The sequence below is a fragment of the Oceanobacillus sp. FSL K6-0127 genome (assembly GCF_037983385.1).
Classification (GTDB): Bacteria; Bacillota; Bacilli; order Bacillales; family Amphibacillaceae; genus Oceanobacillus; species Oceanobacillus profundus.
On record NZ_CP150287.1, the window covers coordinates 3,718,882 to 3,737,117 of the forward strand.

At 39.2% G+C, this 18,236-nt stretch carries 14 protein-coding genes; 1 reads left to right on the top strand and 13 read right to left on the bottom strand.

Annotated elements, in window-relative coordinates; all coding sequences use genetic code 11:
- Positions 1 to 430 precede the first annotated feature (430 nt).
- On the top strand, positions 431 to 1,867 hold the full coding sequence (locus tag MHH64_RS18285; protein WP_340002147.1) for a dipeptidase: 1,437 nt from the start codon (positions 431 to 433) through the stop codon (positions 1,865 to 1,867).
- Between the two features lie 73 nt (positions 1,868 to 1,940).
- Here MHH64_RS18285 and MHH64_RS18290 read toward each other — a convergent pair whose 3' ends face one another.
- From MHH64_RS18290 to MHH64_RS18350, 13 genes are all read right to left on the bottom strand, one after another.
- Positions 1,941 to 2,816: a superoxide dismutase gene (locus MHH64_RS18290; protein WP_118889786.1), complete on the bottom strand. Its 876-nt coding sequence runs from the start codon at positions 2,814 to 2,816 to the stop codon at positions 1,941 to 1,943.
- A 77-nt stretch (positions 2,817 to 2,893) separates the two neighbouring features.
- A complete protein-coding gene (locus MHH64_RS18295) occupies positions 2,894 to 4,027 on the bottom strand; it encodes a M20 family metallopeptidase (protein ID WP_118889787.1) in 1,134 nt (377 codons plus the stop codon).
- Positions 3,978 to 5,051, bottom strand: a complete 1,074-nt coding sequence (locus MHH64_RS18300) for an oligopeptide/dipeptide ABC transporter ATP-binding protein (RefSeq protein WP_118889788.1) — start codon at positions 5,049 to 5,051, stop codon at positions 3,978 to 3,980. The genes MHH64_RS18295 and MHH64_RS18300 overlap by 50 nt, the downstream gene beginning before the upstream one ends.
- Positions 5,048 to 6,031 carry an ABC transporter ATP-binding protein gene (locus tag MHH64_RS18305; protein WP_340002148.1) on the bottom strand — a complete coding sequence of 328 codons (984 nt, stop codon included), beginning with the start codon at positions 6,029 to 6,031 and terminating at the stop codon, positions 5,048 to 5,050. Before MHH64_RS18305 ends, MHH64_RS18300 begins: the two co-directional genes overlap by 4 nt.
- Positions 6,032 to 6,053: 22 nt before the next feature.
- The gene (locus MHH64_RS18310; RefSeq protein WP_118889850.1) at positions 6,054 to 6,920 is read right to left on the bottom strand and encodes an ABC transporter permease; all 867 of its coding nucleotides are present in this window, start codon (positions 6,918 to 6,920) and stop codon (positions 6,054 to 6,056) included.
- 61 nt (positions 6,921 to 6,981) lie between these two features.
- Positions 6,982 to 7,899: an ABC transporter permease gene (locus MHH64_RS18315; RefSeq protein ID WP_118889789.1), complete on the bottom strand. Its 918-nt coding sequence runs from the start codon at positions 7,897 to 7,899 to the stop codon at positions 6,982 to 6,984.
- A 65-nt stretch (positions 7,900 to 7,964) separates the two neighbouring features.
- On the bottom strand, positions 7,965 to 9,524 hold the full coding sequence (locus tag MHH64_RS18320; RefSeq protein ID WP_118889790.1) for an ABC transporter substrate-binding protein: 1,560 nt from the start codon (positions 9,522 to 9,524) through the stop codon (positions 7,965 to 7,967).
- A 484-nt stretch (positions 9,525 to 10,008) separates the two neighbouring features.
- The gene (locus MHH64_RS18325) at positions 10,009 to 11,244 is read right to left on the bottom strand and encodes a Zn-dependent hydrolase (RefSeq protein WP_095310950.1); all 1,236 of its coding nucleotides are present in this window, start codon (positions 11,242 to 11,244) and stop codon (positions 10,009 to 10,011) included.
- Between the two features lie 17 nt (positions 11,245 to 11,261).
- Positions 11,262 to 11,480 carry a hypothetical protein gene (locus tag MHH64_RS18330; protein ID WP_095310952.1) on the bottom strand — a complete coding sequence of 73 codons (219 nt, stop codon included), beginning with the start codon at positions 11,478 to 11,480 and terminating at the stop codon, positions 11,262 to 11,264.
- Positions 11,481 to 11,680: 200 nt separating this feature from the next.
- Positions 11,681 to 13,096 carry a dihydropyrimidinase gene (gene hydA / locus MHH64_RS18335; protein ID WP_095310954.1) on the bottom strand — a complete coding sequence of 472 codons (1,416 nt, stop codon included), beginning with the start codon at positions 13,094 to 13,096 and terminating at the stop codon, positions 11,681 to 11,683.
- Positions 13,097 to 13,135: 39 nt separating this feature from the next.
- The gene (gene preA / locus MHH64_RS18340) at positions 13,136 to 14,404 is read right to left on the bottom strand and encodes an NAD-dependent dihydropyrimidine dehydrogenase subunit PreA (RefSeq protein WP_095310956.1); all 1,269 of its coding nucleotides are present in this window, start codon (positions 14,402 to 14,404) and stop codon (positions 13,136 to 13,138) included.
- A gap of 17 nt (positions 14,405 to 14,421) precedes the next feature.
- Complete coding sequence (locus tag MHH64_RS18345) at positions 14,422 to 15,783, bottom strand: NAD(P)-dependent oxidoreductase (RefSeq protein WP_340003287.1); 1,362 nt, start codon at positions 15,781 to 15,783, stop codon at positions 14,422 to 14,424.
- Positions 15,784 to 16,686: 903 nt separating this feature from the next.
- A complete protein-coding gene (locus MHH64_RS18350) occupies positions 16,687 to 18,147 on the bottom strand; it encodes a CoA-acylating methylmalonate-semialdehyde dehydrogenase (RefSeq protein WP_340002149.1) in 1,461 nt (486 codons plus the stop codon).
- Between the last annotated feature and the right edge of the window lie 89 nt (positions 18,148 to 18,236).

The following is an 18,236-nucleotide window of genomic DNA, read 5'->3' on the forward strand; positions in this document are numbered from 1 at the left end:
CTAAAACTTTCCAAAAATTTAGGTATTTAGCACTTCGGATTTTAAATATTTTAATGATGAAAGTTTTATTATAAGATCACCATCCTGTAGATTTATTTCAAAAAACAATATATTTTTCAAAACGCATTAGATACAACGAACTGCTAAATGATTGGCAATTACCTATAAGTGACAGTCATCCACATTTTCTGTACAATGAAATTAATTCTATTTAAGAGGTTGTTGAAAAAGTCCGGTAAACATGATAAGGAACTTCGACGCCCAGTACGTGTTAGTGTCGGCGTCACAAAGGGACGTTTCGACCTTAGCCGACCTCGGTCCTTTTTATCCTCCTTTTTGAACACGCACTTTAATAGACTTTTTCTATGCTGCAACTTGAATTTTGATAAATTATGTTGCCTTGTTCAAATCTATGAAAGGAGATTCGATCATGCCTATTTCTCTATTTTGGCTACTCATTACAATGTTATTAACTTTCCCTACTACATTAGGTACACTTGATAATTTTCCTATCCAATTAAAGCACGAATCTCTAGAAAATACGGATAGTATACATAAAACAGCAACAATCGCTGATAGTCATATCGATACGATGATGAATGTACTTAACGAGAGCACATGGCTCCCAGAAGTCGATATTGGTGAAAATACTTCCCTTCATGCTGATATACCGAAGCTTGAGGAAGGTGGTATAAATGTAGGATTTTTCGCAGCATTCACAGATGGATATTATGATAATAATCCTCGTAGTATTAGTCGTACACTCGCATTAATTCATGCACTTTATTGGATGGAGGAAAATAATCAGGACCATTTTCAAATTGCCAAGACAACATTTGATATTTGGAAAACAATAAAAGCAGGTAAAATTGCAGCCGTCCCTACAATTGAAGGTGCCTATTCTTTAGAAGAGCATAATGCAATTGAATTACTCCATCAATATTACGACCTTGGTATTAAAGCGATTGGTTTTAATTGGAACTATTCCAATGCACTCGGTGAAGGTGCGAATAAAATATATGGAGACCCAGCAAGAACTCCTTCAAATGGTGGCTTAACGAAGCTTGGTGCTCAGGTTGCAACAGAAATGAATAAGCTAGGCATGGTTATTGATGTATCTCATATGTCAGAAAACACGTTTTGGGATGTATTAGAAGTCACCAATGCTCCTATTATGGCAACACACTCTGGTGTCAAAGCGCTAAGAAATCACCAGCGCAACCTAACAGATGAGCAGCTAATCGCCCTTGCTGAAAATGGTGGTGTTGTTGGTATCGTCTTTTATCCAGTATTTTTAACGGATAAACCATCCGCCTATGTTACCGATATCGTTGATCACATTGATTATGCTGTTAATTTAATTGGGATTGATCACGTTGCAATAGGTTCTGACTTTGACGGTTCGGATATGCCTTCAGACTTACAAGATGCAACCGAGCTTTATAAAATTACGGATGAATTACAAAACAGAGGGTATTCTGATGAGGAGATTGAAAAAATCCTTGGAAAAAATACGCTTCGTTTATTGTTAGAAGTTGAAAAAGCTGCAACTAGCAATCCATATGCAAAAGGGTTAGATTTCGAAATAAATCCGGAATATAGAATGGGTGAAATGATCGAAGAAACAACGCCAACTTTAGAAGCAACTATTGATGGTCCAGCAAATACAATTGAAACGCTGGATTTCCGAGTAATTGTCGATGGAGTTGCCTATGAACCGGAGTACGATAATAATTCTGCTACACTATCCTTCAAACTGACAGAACCTTTGACCGAGCATTTTCATGTTGTGACATTTGAGGCTGCAGATAAGGATGGAACCGTCCAGCGAGCTACGCGTATTTTCTATTTGAACAAGGAAGCGTAAAATGATACAAGCAAAATAAAATATCAACAGAGATTGATTGTAATCCTGTTGATATTTTTATGCTTTTCTTCTACTAAGCCAATTTCCAGCGCAACGTTTTTGCTTTATGATATCGATCTGCAACTGCTGGCCAATTGACGACGTTCCACCACGCGTCAACATAATCCTTTTTCTCATTTAAATATTGTAAATAGTAAGCATGCTCCCATACATCTAGTACTAATAAAGGAATCATATCTTGCTGGGAAAGATTTTGGTGCTTCTCTGCTTGTAAAATTTCCATTCTTCCTGAACGTGGTGCCCAAACAAGCATCGCCCAGCCTCCACCTTCTACTTGGTCTGCTGCTTGAGTAAAGTGCTCCTTAAACTGTTCAAAACTGCCAAAGTCACGCTCGATTGCTTGGAGTAATTCTCCTTCTGGTTGCCCTCCCGCATCAGGTGCCATAATCTCCCAAAATATCGTATGCAAATAATGCCCAGCACCATTAAAAGCAGCCTCTCGCTCCCAATGTTTAATGAGGTCAAAATCACCTGTTTGTCTTGCTTCTTCCATTTTAATTTCTGCTTTATTTAATCCATCCACATAACTTTGATGATGTTTATCATGGTGTAAATACATAATTTCCTTTGCGATATACGGCTCTAATGCGTCATAAGGGTATGGAAGCGGCGGCAAATGATGTCCACCTATCGGAACAAATGACTGCCTTTTCTCTGCTTGCACAAACACTTCTTTTTGCTCATACAATGCATAAACTTGTTCAACTAATTTAGAGATATACTGTTCATCTATAGTTTCTCGCTCTGCATCTGTAAACATGTGTTCAAATTGATTTAATATGCTAGCAAGCACTTCCTTTGTTTGTCCTTCAAAATGAGACAAATCGCGTTCAAGTTGACCCTTATTTTCCTGATACCATTTCTGCACTTCCATTAAGTATGAACTCATAATTCCCTCCTAATCACCATATTGATATTATCGTATGAGTAAATTGCTTAGATGTTCCTTAAAATTCTGCTGCTTATTTATTCGGAGAGCCGTGAAATCGTCTCTGCCAATAAGAAGCATCTTTCCGTTAAAGAATCTATCTCTAAATATTCATCTTCATTATGGAGCCCCCCACCAACAGGTCCTAGCCCATCCATTGTTGCTACTCCTAAATTAGCGGGGAATGATGCATCAGAGCCACCTCCAGTATGAACAGCTTTCAATTCAATTCCGATTGAGTCTGCAGCATCTTGAATCACCTGTAAAAGTTTCTTGTTTGCTTTATTTAATTCAAGAGGAAGCCGATTAATTCCACCTTTCAACGTAATATTTGTACCTTTTATATCAGGTTTAGCGCAGATCTCTTCAATTCTCTTCCTTACATACTTAGCTTGATCACTACTTGTAATTCGCACATCTACCATGCCTTTTGCTTCAGATGGTACAACATTTACTGCATTTCCACCTTCAATCATACCAACATTAATCGATATTCCCTTTTGCGCATTATTCAGCTGTTGAAGTTTGATAATTTTATGAGCAAGTTCTTCTATCGCACTTTTCCCTTCTTCTGGAGAAACTCCGGAATGTGCTGCTTTTCCTTTCACAGATAAAATATATTTTCCACCTCCGCGTCTTTCCGAGACAATGGAACCATCTTTTCGTGCGGGTTCCATAATAAGTGCATATTTTTTCGTAGCAGAAACTTCCTCAATTAGTTTTCTAGACGTTGGTGAACCAATTTCTTCATCACTATTTAAAATAATCGTTACATTTTTATACGCATTGTTATGCTGATGATGGAGTGCTTTTATTGCATATAATAGTGTTACTAGACTTGACTTCATATCAATAACACCTGGTCCATATGCACGGGTTCCCTTAATGGTAAAAGGGCGCTCACTTACAGTCCCTTCTGGAAAAACAGTATCCATATGTGCAACAAGTAAAATATCAGTTTCTTTATTTTTCTCGTATTCTATGACAACATTATTTCCGTATCGCTTATTCTTCTTTATCGTAACCTGAAAACCCATCTCTCTAAATTGCTTTATCAATATTTCTGCTACTCTATCAATACCTTTTTTATAATACGATCCACTATCAATGTTAACTAATTGTTCAATTAAATCGAGCATCTCCTTTTTTTGATTCAAAATGTACTTCTCCATGATGATTTCCTTCCCTTAGATAGACAATCCCCTTATCCTCCCTTAAGGGATAGTGACACGCTGCGAAATGTCCGGATTCTTTTTCTTCAAATAATGGCTCCTCTTGTGCACAAAGTTCTGTAGCATACGGACAGCGTGGATGAAAAACACAACCTGAAGGTGGATGAACGGCGTTTGGGATATCTCCTTTTATTAATACTCTATGTTCTTTCAAATCCCGCTGTGTGGGGTCTGGCACAGGAATAGCTGCTAAGAGCCCCTTAGTATATGGATGCATCGGCTTTTTAAATAGATTCTCTTTTGTTGTTAACTCAACAATTTTCCCTAAATACATGACAGCGATACGATCACTAATATGTTTCACAACAGGAAGACCATGTGCAATAAAAAGATACGTAATTTGAAGTTCCTTCTGAAGTTTTACAAGTAGATTTAAAATTTGGGATTGAATGGATACATCAAGCGCAGATACAGGTTCATCGCACACAATTAACTTCGGATTCAAGGCAATAGCTCGTGCAATACCAATACGTTGTCTCTGACCTCCGCTAAATTCATGTGGATAACGATTTGCATAGGAAGGATTCAGTCCGACAACCTTCATTAATTCTAGCACGCGTTCTTCAAGTACTTTTTTCGATATTGTTTGATGTGTTCGAATTGGTTCTGCTATTAAATCAAATACACGCATTCGTGGATTAAGGGAGGAATAAGGATCCTGGAAAATAATCTGAATGTCTGATCGTTTCTTTCGCAATGCTTCCCCTTTTAATTTCGTTATATCCTCGCCTTCAAAATAAATCTCTCCTGCGGTTGGTTCTAATAACTGAACAATCATATTACCCGTTGTCGATTTACCACACCCTGATTCTCCAACAATACCGAGTGTTTCCCCCGCATCGATAAAAAAGCTAACATCATTTACTGCTTTTAAATCGTTTTTATTTCTTTTTAAAAAGCCACTTTTAACTTCAAAAGATTTCTTTAATCCTCTCACTTCAAGTAAATGCCCTTTCCCTGTCAAGTTCCTTCCCCCTTTCTTTCATGTAGCCAGCATCTAACCAAATGCCCGGGTTTGACCTCGATTAATTCTGGATGAACCGTTCTGCAGGTTTCCATAACCAAAGCACAACGGTCTGCGAATCGGCAGCCGATTGGATAATCAATTGGATTTGGCACAGAGCCAGGAATAGGTACTAGTTCTTCTTTTAATTCATGCACTTTTGGTGTACTGGAGAGAAGTCCCTTCGTATACGGATGTTTCGGATGCTTAAATAACGTAAAGACATCTGTTTCTTCAACAATTTGACCACCATACATAACGATAACTCGATCCGCCATCTCAGCTACAACACCTAAATCATGTGTAATCAGCAGAATTGATGTTTCGAATTCAATAATTAATTCTTTCATTAAATGAAGTATCTGAGCTTGTATGGTAACATCAAGTGCTGTTGTTGGTTCATCTGCAATTAATAATTCGGGGTTACAGGATAATGCCATTGCAATCATTACTCGTTGTCGCATTCCACCGCTTAAAGCATGCGGATAGGAATGAAACAATCTATCAGGCCGTGGGATGCCAACCTTTGTCAGCATCTCAATCGTCAGCTGCTTTGCTTCTTTTTTACTTTTATGTTGATGCTCGATAATAGATTCTGAAATTTGATTTCCCACTGTAAATACTGGATTTAAAGAGGTTAGCGGTTCTTGGAAGATCATAGCTATTTTATTGCCACGAATTGCTCGCATTTTTTTCATAGAATAGTCTACTAGATTATGGCCTTCAAAGAGGATTTCTCCAGATTCAATTCGACCTGGCGGATCAATCAAACGCATCAGTGATAGTGAGGTTACACTTTTTCCGGATCCTGATTCACCTACAATTGCAAGTATTTCCCCTTTGTTAATCGATAAGGATACATCATCAACCGCGGGCACAGTTCCATCTTCTGTATGAAAATAGGTCCTCAGATTTTTAATGTGAATGAACGGTTCCTTCATTGTTATTCCTCCTTATCGGCGTCTATTTTGTTCGGGGGTCCAGCACATCACGGAGCCAATCACCTAAAAAGATAATACCGAGAACCGTTATGGTTATCGCAATGCCTGGAAAGGTCGCCAACCACCAGCTTGTAGCTAAGTAATCCCTTCCATCACTTAAAACCGTACCCCATGATACGGTCGGGGGCTGTATACCCAACCCTAGAAAACTTAAAGACGATTCTAAGATAATCGTTGACGCTACACTCAATGTTGAAATAACAATAAATGTTGAGATAACATTAGGCAGCAGATGTCTTATTATAATCTTATTATTTTTCACACCAATGGACCTGGCCGCCCTTACAAAATCTCTTTCCTTTATCGATAGAACTTCACCGCGCACCAGTCTTGCATACGATGTCCAATTTGTTAAACCGAGCACAATAATCAGCGTGATAATACTCGGTCCAAAAACGGCTAAAAAGACGAGTGAAAAAAGAATGGTTGGTATGGCGAGAAATGAATCTACAAAGCGCATTAAAATATTATCTAAAAGCCCACCGTAAAACCCGGCAATTAATCCGATACAGACACCAATTATTCCAGATAATAGAACTGCCGCAATCCCGACAAGCAATGATACTTGAGAACCGTAAATTATTCGGCTTAAAATATCTCTCCCTAGATTATCTGTTCCAAGTAAATGTTCTGCGCTTCCCCCTTCCATCCATGAAGGCGGTACATGCAATCCCCCCGGATTAATAGCATTTGGATCATGCGGTGCAAGTATTGGTGCAAAAACAGCTACGAGGGTTATAAAGAACACAATGAGAAGTCCTACTGTTCCTGTCTTACTTCTGAGAAGCAGCTTACTCCATCTTTTGATTGTTCCATTTCGTTTTCTCATATAAACTTGAGAATCTGCATCAATTATTGCTTTCGATTGCTCTCCCAATCACTTCGACCTCCTAATTCAATTTAATACGAGGGTCAAGGATGCGGTAAATGATATCAGCTAACAGATTCATCAGTATGACAATCGCTGCAATAATCATGACACATGCCTGAACAATCGCCATGTCACGCGTATTGACTGCCTGTATTAGTAATTGTCCTATTCCCGGCCATGCGAATACCGTTTCGGTGATTAGGGCTCCGCCAATCAGTGTTGATGTTTGTAGTGCGGTTATCGTTACAAAAGGAATAAGCGCGTTACGAAAAGCATGTTTATAAATCACGTGCACCGATTTAATTCCTTTGCTTTTGGCAGTCCGTATATAATCCTGATTTAATATTTCGAGCATGCTTGAACGTATCAGCCTTGTCATTTCAGCAGCAATCCCTGTTCCTAATGTGATAGCAGGAAGAATCAGGTGAGCAATACTCCCTCTTCCCGATACCGGTAATACACCTAATGTTACCGAGAACAATAAAATCAGCATAATACCAAGCCAAAAATTCGGCATCGCTTTTCCAACAACTGCAGCACCAGTAGCAATTAAATCAATACTTGAATTTTGTTTTGTCGCGGACCAGATTCCAAATGGTATAGCTATCATAATTGCAATCACAATCGCTGCAATCGCTAACTCAAACGTAGCCGGAAGCCGTTCTAAAACGACAGATAACGCATCTTGTCCATAGCGAAAAGATTCTCCAAAATCCCCTTGAATCATACGAAAAACATAGTTTCCATACTGTATATAAAAGGGTTCATTTAGTCCAAGCGATTCTCGCAACTGTTCAATTTCTTCCAATGCAGCATCCTCTGGAAGCATGAGCGCAACAGGGTCACCAGCAATAAAAACGAGTGTAAAAACAATAAATGAAATGATTAGTAAGACTGGAATAATTTGCAGCATTCTCCTTACGATGTAATGCATCATCTGTCGCCACCTTCCTGTTAGGTATGGAAAGGAAGAGTGGAGACATTCCCCACCCTTAGCAAGTGCTACTTTCTAGTAATCGAATCGATATAAATCATCTCATCCATCGTTGGCTTATAATCAATGTGATCAACCACCCCTATATTTATTGACTCTTGGTGCAAGACAAGGTGTGCAACATCTTCAGCAAGCAGTTCTTGAATTTTTATATATTGCTCATTTCTCTCCTCTGCATCCATATTTTGTTCAGCAGCTGCTAGCAATTCCTCTACTTCATCATTTCGATAATCAAGCTGTCCGATAAAACGATCATACCGGTAATAATCAAGTGCATTTGCGGCATCAAACATCGAATTACCAAGCCCTAATAAATAAGCGTCTTTGTTTTCTCCAGCGTTTCGCAGTTCAAGATAATTACTCCACTCCATAAATTCGATATTTATTGTTACTCCTATTTCTGCTAACATTCCAGCTACCATCTCTGCAATTTCCGCATCCTGCAAGTAACGTCCTCTAGGTGAATGAAGTGTCATTTCAAATCCATCTTTAAACCCGGCTTCAGCTAATAATTCCTTTGCTCTTTCCGGATCATAATTATACGTATTATATAAATGCTCTGCATGACCAACATCGCCCGGACCAACACGAGTTATCGTTGGTGTACCAGCACCTCCTAGTATATTGTCTACAATTGCTTGATTGTCGATTGCTAAATCTAGCGCTTCACGCACTCTCCTGTCTTCTGTTGGATAACCTTCCGTGGACCTTAAGAAAATCATTAATGTTCGATTGGAAATTCCTTGTGTTAAATAGGTCCCTTCATTTTCATTTACTCGCACCCAATCACTAGGTGGAATATTGACAGCCATATCGACCCCACCTGTCAGTAATTCGGAAACCCGTGTTGAATTTTCTGGAATAATCCGATAAACAATTTCATCCCATTCTTCATTTTTCTCATCAAAATAATCCCCATATGTTTTCAGCACAATCCGGTCATCCCGAACCCATTCGACAAACTCAAACGGCCCAGTCCCTATTGGATTTGCAAGAAAATGATCGAAGCCATTTTCTTCAATATAATTTGCAGGTAAAATACTTGAGCCAATTCTTGAAATACGATTTAACAGGGCAGGATCTGGTTCATGTGTATGAATACGAAATGTAGTGTCATCGATAACTTCAACCTCTTTAATTGTTTTATAGTTCGCATGGTCAAGCAGTGTCGTATCAGTTGCTACACGTTCCAGCGAATACTTGACATCAGCTGAAGTTAAGGCGTCACCATTATGAAACGTCACCCCATCCTTCAATTTAAATTCCCATGTTAAGTCATCGATATTTTCATAGCTTTCCGCTAAATCCGGCTCCATTTCTCCTGTTTCGTTATTTCGTTTTACCAAATAATTAAACATATTAATATGAATAGCTTCTGTTGAGGTATTATTGTGATTATGCACATCAAACGATACCATGTCTGTGCCGAGTGCAATTGTTAGTGTACGATTATCTTCGTTACCTTCTTCCGTTTTACCAGCTTCCCCATTTTTTTCACCAGTACAACCAACTAAAAGCCCGATTGCAATAAACAGGATACAGATAAACCAAAGCTGTTTTCTCTTCATCTTATTGCCCCCTTTTGAAAAAAATTCTATTTCTATTGAAAATCAGTAAACCCATTATTTATTTTATTAAGGTGTAATGTCATTGGGAGAACTAGCGGATTGATGCGATGGATATACTATGAAAGTTGGCTGGCGAGAGGATAGATTAGAACTTCGGTTATATTCAATTGATTATATGTTATGGGATAAAAATTGATGATTATTTTTCGATAGGGGTGGGTTCGAATCGTTGGGATTTAAATTAATGTTATGTCCATGAAAAAGATGAGTAAGAAACAGTCATTCTACTCATCTTTTTCATGGCTTAGAAAACTATAAAATTTTAGTACTGTGGATAATTCAGGCCCCGAAACAGCCAGGTTCACGAAGCGCTAACTTTTTGTTATTCGTTATTAAGGAAATTTTCCAAATTACTATCGGCTAAGTGACCGGAACCCTGTCTCTTTTAGATTTGATATCAAGCAGGTATGCTTTTAATATTGCTTTAAATGCTGGATAAATCCAAAACTGTCTGTAAAACGACATTTACCCCTCGTTCACAATCTTCCCAGGATGTTAGTTCATCTTCGGCGTGGCTTTTTCCATTAACGCTTGGCACAAAGACCATAGCAGCAGGTAGAAATGTCGCAATGAATTGCGCGTCATGTCCCGCACCGCTTGGTATGCGTTTATACGAGTAGTCTAGGGACCTGCAGGATTCCTCTAAAGCGTCTACAAGTTTTTCATTAAACCACACTGTATCACGGTCCCAGAGTTTCGTTACCTTTACTTCACATTTTTCTTTTGTGTCCGATTCCGTTAATCCTTGAATAATGTCCTCAACTTGACTGATTGTAGCCGCTTCTTTATGACGAGCTTCAAGTGTGAAAACGACTTTATTTGGAATCACTGTATGGATATTCGGACTAACATTCATCCGGCCTATGGTATAAACAAGATCACTGTCCAATTTACTCATTTGCTCTCGTATTTCATTGATTAAGGAATTGGTTGCAAATAAGGCATCTTTTCTCATTTGCATTGGAGTAGTACCCGCATGGTCAGAATCTCCAACTACTTCAATTTCATAGCAGCACATGCCTACCACACATTCTACTACTCCGATATTGATGAATTCACTTTCTAAAACAGGACCTTGTTCAATATGCAGTTCCAAAAAAGCCTTTGCATCTGTCAGGCGGTTTTCTTTATTTCCTTTATAACCACTTGCATGTAAAGATTCGGCAAATGTGATGCCATTTTTATCGGTCGACCTCAACATCTCATCTTTATCGAACCTTCCTGATAAGACCCCTGAAGCCATCAGCGAAGGTTCGAATCTAGCACCTTCTTCATTGGTGATATTAGCTACCACGATTGGAATCTGTGGCTTGATATTATTTTCGACCAATACTCTTACTACCTCAAGGCCAGTTAAAACACCTAGTACACCGTCAAATCTTCCCCCTTTTTCTACGGAGTCCAAATGCGATCCGATAACAATTGGGGGCTTGTCATTTTCCACTCCTTCTAGCGTCGCATACATATTACCCATATCATCCCATTTTACCGTCATCCCTAACGCTTCACAGACAGATTTAAAATGATCCCTTACTTTTATATCAATTTCGGATAATGCTAAACGAGTGACACCGTTATTATCTGTTCTTCCATAGTCTGCAAATTCTTCCACCGTTCGTTTTAATCTTTCTCCATTAATTAATACTTTTTGTTTCTCCACCGTAACTCCTCCTGGTTTTATTGTTTTTGAAGTTGTCGTTTAATTAGTAGTGTCGTTACATACTTTCTACTATCAGCATTCAAAAGCAGAATGGACTTCATTTTGATTAAGCCCTCTTTTCGGAACTCCACCTTATCACCGTCCAAACTCCCTGTAATCGCAGTGATTTTATAACCGTTATTAACAAACTCATCAATTAGCTGTTTTTCTTGTAAAAACGCTTGATAGCTTGACAATGTGATCCCCCTAATCTAATCATTCTATTTTTTGCTGCTAAGATAGCATTTTCTAAATCCTATCCAGGGACTTTAAGTAAGAGCGATATCCCTTTCCTGAATACAATCCACCCTCCTCTTCATTTGTTTGTAAATTAAAACTGAAAAGCTGCTTCATTATTTATTCATCAAGCAGCTACAGGAGATTTCATGAAGTTCATTTAAATGCTTTTAACTTTTTCTTCTTCATTCATTTGCACAGAATTAAATTTGGCTCGTTTTAAGAACTTCCCTGTCCCTGGTTTGGCTATTAATTCCTTGTCCTTGATGACATATTCTCCGCGAGATAGAACTGTTACGGGCTGACCAATTACCCTCATCCCTTCCAAGGCGCTATAATCAACGGCCGAATGATGTGTATCAACGGAAATCGTACGTTCCACATTTGGATCGAATAGGACGATGTCAGCATCTGTCCCAGGCGCAATCGTTCCTTTTTGCGGGAATAACCCAAACAATTTGGCAGCCTGCGTTGAGACCATGTCAACAAATTGATTAATAGAAATGCGTCCTTTTTTCACGCCTTCAGAGAATAGAACGCTAAAACGATCTTCGACAAATGGCCCACCATTTGGAATCTTAGTAAAGTCACCTTTTCCTAAATCCTTTTGTCCATCAAAGTCGAAGGAACAATGGTCGGAACCAATTGTTTGCAGTTCTCCACTTTTCAAGGCATTCCACAATACTTCCTGGTTAGATTTATCGCGTAATGGCGGAGACCATACATATTTTGCACCTTCAAAATTAGCTTTTTCCAGATAGGTTTGATCAAGTACTAAATATTGGGGGCAAGTTTCTCCGTAAACAGAGAATCCTTTGCTTCTAGCTTCAGCAATTTGTTCCACTGCTTCTTTACAAGTGACATGCACTACATATAATTGAGAATTAGCTAATGCCGTTAACTTCGCAGCACGGCCTGTTGCTTCACCTTCCAGTTCTGGTGGGCGAGTTAAGGCGTGATAGATTGGATCTGTATTGCCTGCTTTTAACGCTTCTTGTGTCAAGTGTTCGATAACATCCCCATTTTCTGCATGTACCATAACTAATCCACCATGGTCTTTTGCAGTAATTAGGGTTTGGAAAAGTGTTTCATCATCTGCTTGTAAAACATTTTTGTAAGCCATAAATACTTTAAAGGAAGTCACTCCTTCTTCAATTATAGAAGGTATCTCCTGTAAGACATTTTCATTTGCTTCTACGATTTGTAAATGAAATCCATAGTCAATCACTGCTCTGCCTTCTGATTTAGCATGCCATTTTTCCAAAGCACTTTTCAGCGGTTTTCCTTTTTCTGTTAAACAGAAGTCTATAACCGTCGTTGTTCCACCGTATGCAGCTGCAATGGTTCCGCTTTCAAAATCATCTTTTGTTACAGTTCCACCAAACGGCATCTCCATATGAGTATGCGGATCAATGCCTCCAGGGAAAACATAAAGTCCTGTTGCATCAATAACTTCTGCATAGACATCACTTAAATCCTGACCAATCGCTTTTACTTTTTCATCTTCAATTAATACGTCCGCTTGATACGTGTCTGTTGCTGTGACAATCGTTCCATTTTTAATAATTTTTTTCATCTATGATTCCTCCCTCATATAAAATTCTATCGACAGTAATTAGCGTCTTTCCAGTATCTCAATTGCTGCTTGACGGTCATTCCAGGACATCGGGGCTTCAGTTGGAATTAAATCAATCATGTCAATCGCACCGTCCACCGGACAAACGATGGAGCATAGATTACAGCCAACACAATCATCTTCTCTTACCCTCAGAATATCATTTCCATTTTCATCTGTAAGCATATCAATACATTGATGGGATGTATCTTCACAGGCTATATGACATTTATTACAATTAATGCAGACATCATTATTTATACGGGCAACCACCTTATGATTTAAATCCAGGTTACTCCAGTCCGTATACTTTTCAACAGATTTTCCTATTATGTCACTTAGGGAATCAATTCCCTTTTCATCCAGATAATTTTCCAAGCCCTCTGTTAAATCATCAATAATCCGGAATCCGTGATGCATCGCTGCTGTACATACTTGTACACCACCAGCACCCATCAGCATAAATTCCACGGTATCTTGCCACGTAGAAATTCCACCAATTCCCGATATCGGGATATTCACTTCCGGATTTCTTGCGCACTCTCCAACCATATTTAATGCAATTGGTTTCACTGCTGGTCCGCAATAACCACCGTGTGCCCCTTTTCCATTCACATTTGGAAGCGTGTTCCATGTATCCAAATCTACACCTATTAAACTATTAATCGTGTTAATTAAACTGATGGCGTCTGCCCCACCTCGAGCAGCAGCTTTTGCTGTTGCTGTTATATCTGTAATGTTTGGAGTCAGTTTCGTGATAACTGGAACCTCAGCAGCTTCCTTGGCATACATTGTCGTCATTTCTACTAAATCTGGATGCTGACCAATAGCTGAACCCATTCCTCTTTCAGACATGCCATGTGGACAGCCAAGATTTAGCTCAAACCCATCAACTCCGACGTCCTGAACTCTTTTTACAATCTCATGCCATTTTTCACGCTTAGGCTCTACCATCAAGGAAGCGATAATGACACGTTCAGGAAAAAGTTTCTTCGTTTCATAGATTTCTTTCAAATTAACATCTAGTGGTCGATCTGAGATTAATTCTATATTGTTAAAACCAGCAACTCGCTGTCCGTTAAAATGAGAGGCACCAAATCGAGAGGTGACATTTAATACTGGTTCTCCTAATGTTTTCCATACAGCCCCTCCCCATCCTGCTTCAAAAGCACGCTGTACTTGATATCCGGTATTCGTCGGGGGTGCAGATGCCAGCCAGTACGGATTAGGTGATTTGATTCCAGCAAAATTAATACTTATATCAGCCATTTACATCCTCCTTATATTTAATTAACTCTATTATGCATATCTGTTACAGATTCTTTAAAGCGTTCGTGAATTGCTAATGCCGTATCTTTTCCTTGTTGAGCAGCAGTTACGACCATTGCTTCTCCAAGCCCTTTGCCAAAAATCATATCTCCTGCAGCATACACTTTTGGATTAGATGTGATAAAAGTTTCTGGGTCAACTTTTACAACTCCGCCATTATGATTCAAACCAAAAGCCTCAATCATTTTCATATGTCTTGTTTGACCAATGGCTTTGACAACGATGTCTACATCCATCAAGAATTCGGATCCTTCTTTTTCCACTGGTCGAGGGCGTCCATCTCCTTCAGCTTCATGTAACTCCATCTTCACGCATTCCATTTGTTTTACATGCCCATTTTCATCACTGATAAGACGTTTTGGATTGGTCAACCATCTAAATTCCACACCATCCTGTTTGGCAAACTCATATTCAAAATCATAAGCAGTCATTTCAGCTTCCGTTCTACGGTAAAGAATTTTCACATTGTCAGCACCAAGTCTCACAGACGTTGTCGCACCATCAACTGCGGTATTCCCTGCACCGATAACAGCAACACATTTTCCAATAAACTCCTCTGCATAATCACCATTTTTCGTTCTTTCCACCAAGTCAATAGCGTCGTATATTCCTTCTAGTTCCTCGCCTTCAATTCCGAGCATTGGAACTTTGGACATTCCAATAGCTAGTACTATCGCATCATATTGTTCTACAAGATCATCCGCAAGAATATCCTTGCCGATTTCGGTATTCGTTCGAATTTCCACTCCTAAATTTTCCACTTGTTCCACTTCCCAAAGTGAAATATCTTTCGGTAGACGGAAAGGAACAATTCCAAATGTATCTAACCCACCAGCTTCACTTTTGGCTTCAAATATAGTTACTGCATAACCTAATCGAGCCAATTCACGTGCCGTTGATAAGCCAGCAGGTCCACTGCCGACAATAGCAACCGTTTTTCCATTCTTTTCACCTGCCTTAAATAATACTTCTTCATTCTTAATTGCCCAATCTGTAGCAAATCGTTGCAAATCCCCAATTGGAATAGGTTTGGTAGATTGATTTAGTACACAGGCACCTTCACAAAGTTCTTCTGTAGGACAAACTCGTGCACAACTAGCCCCGACAGGATTTGAATTCATAATCGTTGTTGCAGACCCCTTCAAGTTCCCAGAAGCAATCTTTTTAATGAACCCCGGTATATCAATCCCTGTTGGGCATGCTGTGATACAAGGTGCGTCATAACAATATAAACACCGATTCGCTTCATCCAGTGCTTCCTCGGTGTTAAAACTTGTTTTAGATTCCTCAAAGTTTGCTGCAAGCACCTCACCTGATATAAGATTTTTTAATAAATCACTCAATGATAAACCTCCCTTTATAACTCTTTTTAAAAATGAAATAGAAGATTACTATATATTCATGTTCAAAAAGGAGGATAAAAAGGACCGAGGTCGTCTAAGATTGCAACGTCCTTTTGCGACGCCGACACTAGCACATCCTGTGCATCGAAGTTCGAGGCGGCGTTGCTCCCCGTACCGGGCTTCCACAGGATGTGGTGACTTCTGTGTTGTCCACAGGACGTGGACGGGTTTTAACAGAAGTTCATTAAATCTCTTGGTACGTGAGGAACGGAAAAGCAAGCCAACGAGCTTCTCGCGTGTTGTGGTGACTTCGACGTTCGACACAGGATGTCTCGGTAGTTAGTCGAAGATCCTCTGTTCTCGATGTGTCATTTTTACCGGACTTTTTGAACAATCTCTATATACTTATGCGGTAACCTATTAGCAAATCACCATTTTAACTATAGCAATCTTCTTCATTAAAGCTTATTTGCTTATATTGCTGGAAATAATTATATAAATTCACTAGTGGTGTAAGAGAAGATCGAGAAAAGTGTGATGCCAAAAATTTAATTAGTATGACGTGAATTTATTAGAGGGTATCTTTCATCCATTTCTAAAACAGCGAATATTCCATTAATTAATTTTAATAATTTAATCTTAACAATGGACCGACAATTTCGAAGAATTTTCTTCCTTTTTTTGACATTATAAAAATTTATATTTTACTTATGTCAAGCTAATTATACGGGGGCCAGATCGAATATTTTCTGTAACCGATCCCCCAAACAGATTAAATTTATTTTATCCTTCCTTCGCTATTCCTTGAACTTTACTTCAAAACTTAACAGAGCTTACCATTAACAATTCTGATAAGCTCCGTTATATGTTACCTAGGTGTTAAACCCACTTCGTCGTAATAACTTTCTTCCTCGTATAAAAATGCAATCCATCTTTTCCGTTCGCATGAAGGTCGCCATAAAACGAATCTTTCCATCCAGAGAATGGGAAGAATGCCATTGGTGCAGGTACTCCGATATTGACACCAAGCATACCTGCATCAATTGTCTCTCGGAACCGACGAACACTTCCACCATCCTTGGTGAAAATACAAGCACCGTTCGCAAAACGGGATTGATTGGATAAATCAATTGCATCATCCAAATCCTTCACACGCGCGATTGATAATACTGGTGCGAAGATTTCATCCTGCCAGATTTTCATTTCTGAGGTTACGTTATCGAAAATTGTTGGTCCAACAAAGTAGCCTTTTTGCTGAACTGCTTCATCATTTCGACCATCACGCACAAGTTTTGCTCCTTCTTGTTCTCCTGTTTCAATATAGTTCAGTGTTCGCTCTTTATGTTGCTCTCGAATCACTGGTCCTAGGAATACACCATTATCTAGCCCATTGCCAATTTCGATTTCATTGGCTTTTTGCGTTAACAGAGAAATAAATTCATCCGCAACGGAATCTTCAACCGCAACGACTGATGCTGCCATACAACGTTCACCAGCGGAACCAAATGCTGCATTCATGATTTGTGTTGTTGCATTATCCAAGTTAGCATCTGCCAGAACGATCGAATGGTTTTTAGCCCCAGCTAAAGCCTGCACGCGCTTCAGGTTATCCGTTCCGCGTTTGTATACATATTCTGCCACAGGCTGCGATCCAACAAAAGAGATTGCTGCTACTTTTTTATGATCCAGTAAACCATTAACGACATCATGTGCTCCATGCACAATATTAAACACACCTTCTGGTAAACCTGCTTCCTCTAGTAACTCTGCTAAACGATTTGCTAAAAGCGGGGTACGTTCAGATGGCTTTAAAACAAACGTATTTCCAGTTGCGATTGCCATCGGGAACATCCAGCAAGGCACCATCATTGGAAAGTTAAATGGCGTAATCCCACCAATAACACCGATTGGATAGCGGTATACACCAGACTCTAATTCTGTTGCAATCGATGGAAGCTGTTCTCCCATCATTAAGGACGGGGCACCTGCAGCAAACTCTACATTCTCAATTCCACGTTGCACTTCACCATATGCTTCCGCGTAACTTTTTCCATTTTCAATCGTAATGATTTTCGCTAATTCTTCCCAATTGTCTACGAGCAACTGCTGATATTTAAATAGAATACGGGCACGTTTTGGGACCGCTACTTCTTTCCATGATTGGAACGCCTCAGAGGCTACCTGTACTGCATGATCAACATCCTCTTTTGTTGAGACAGGTACGTTTGCAATCACCTCACCTGTTGCTGGATTGTACACGGCTTCCGTTTTATCTGTATTCGCTTCTACCCATTTTCCACCGATATAGTTTTTAACTTCTTTTACTGCTGTTTGTGTCAATTGAAATCCTCCTAGCTTCATCTTTTAGAAATATAGATTTCTTCTAGTCTAGCATTTTTATCCCAATAGGTTGACTAATCTGCACCTAC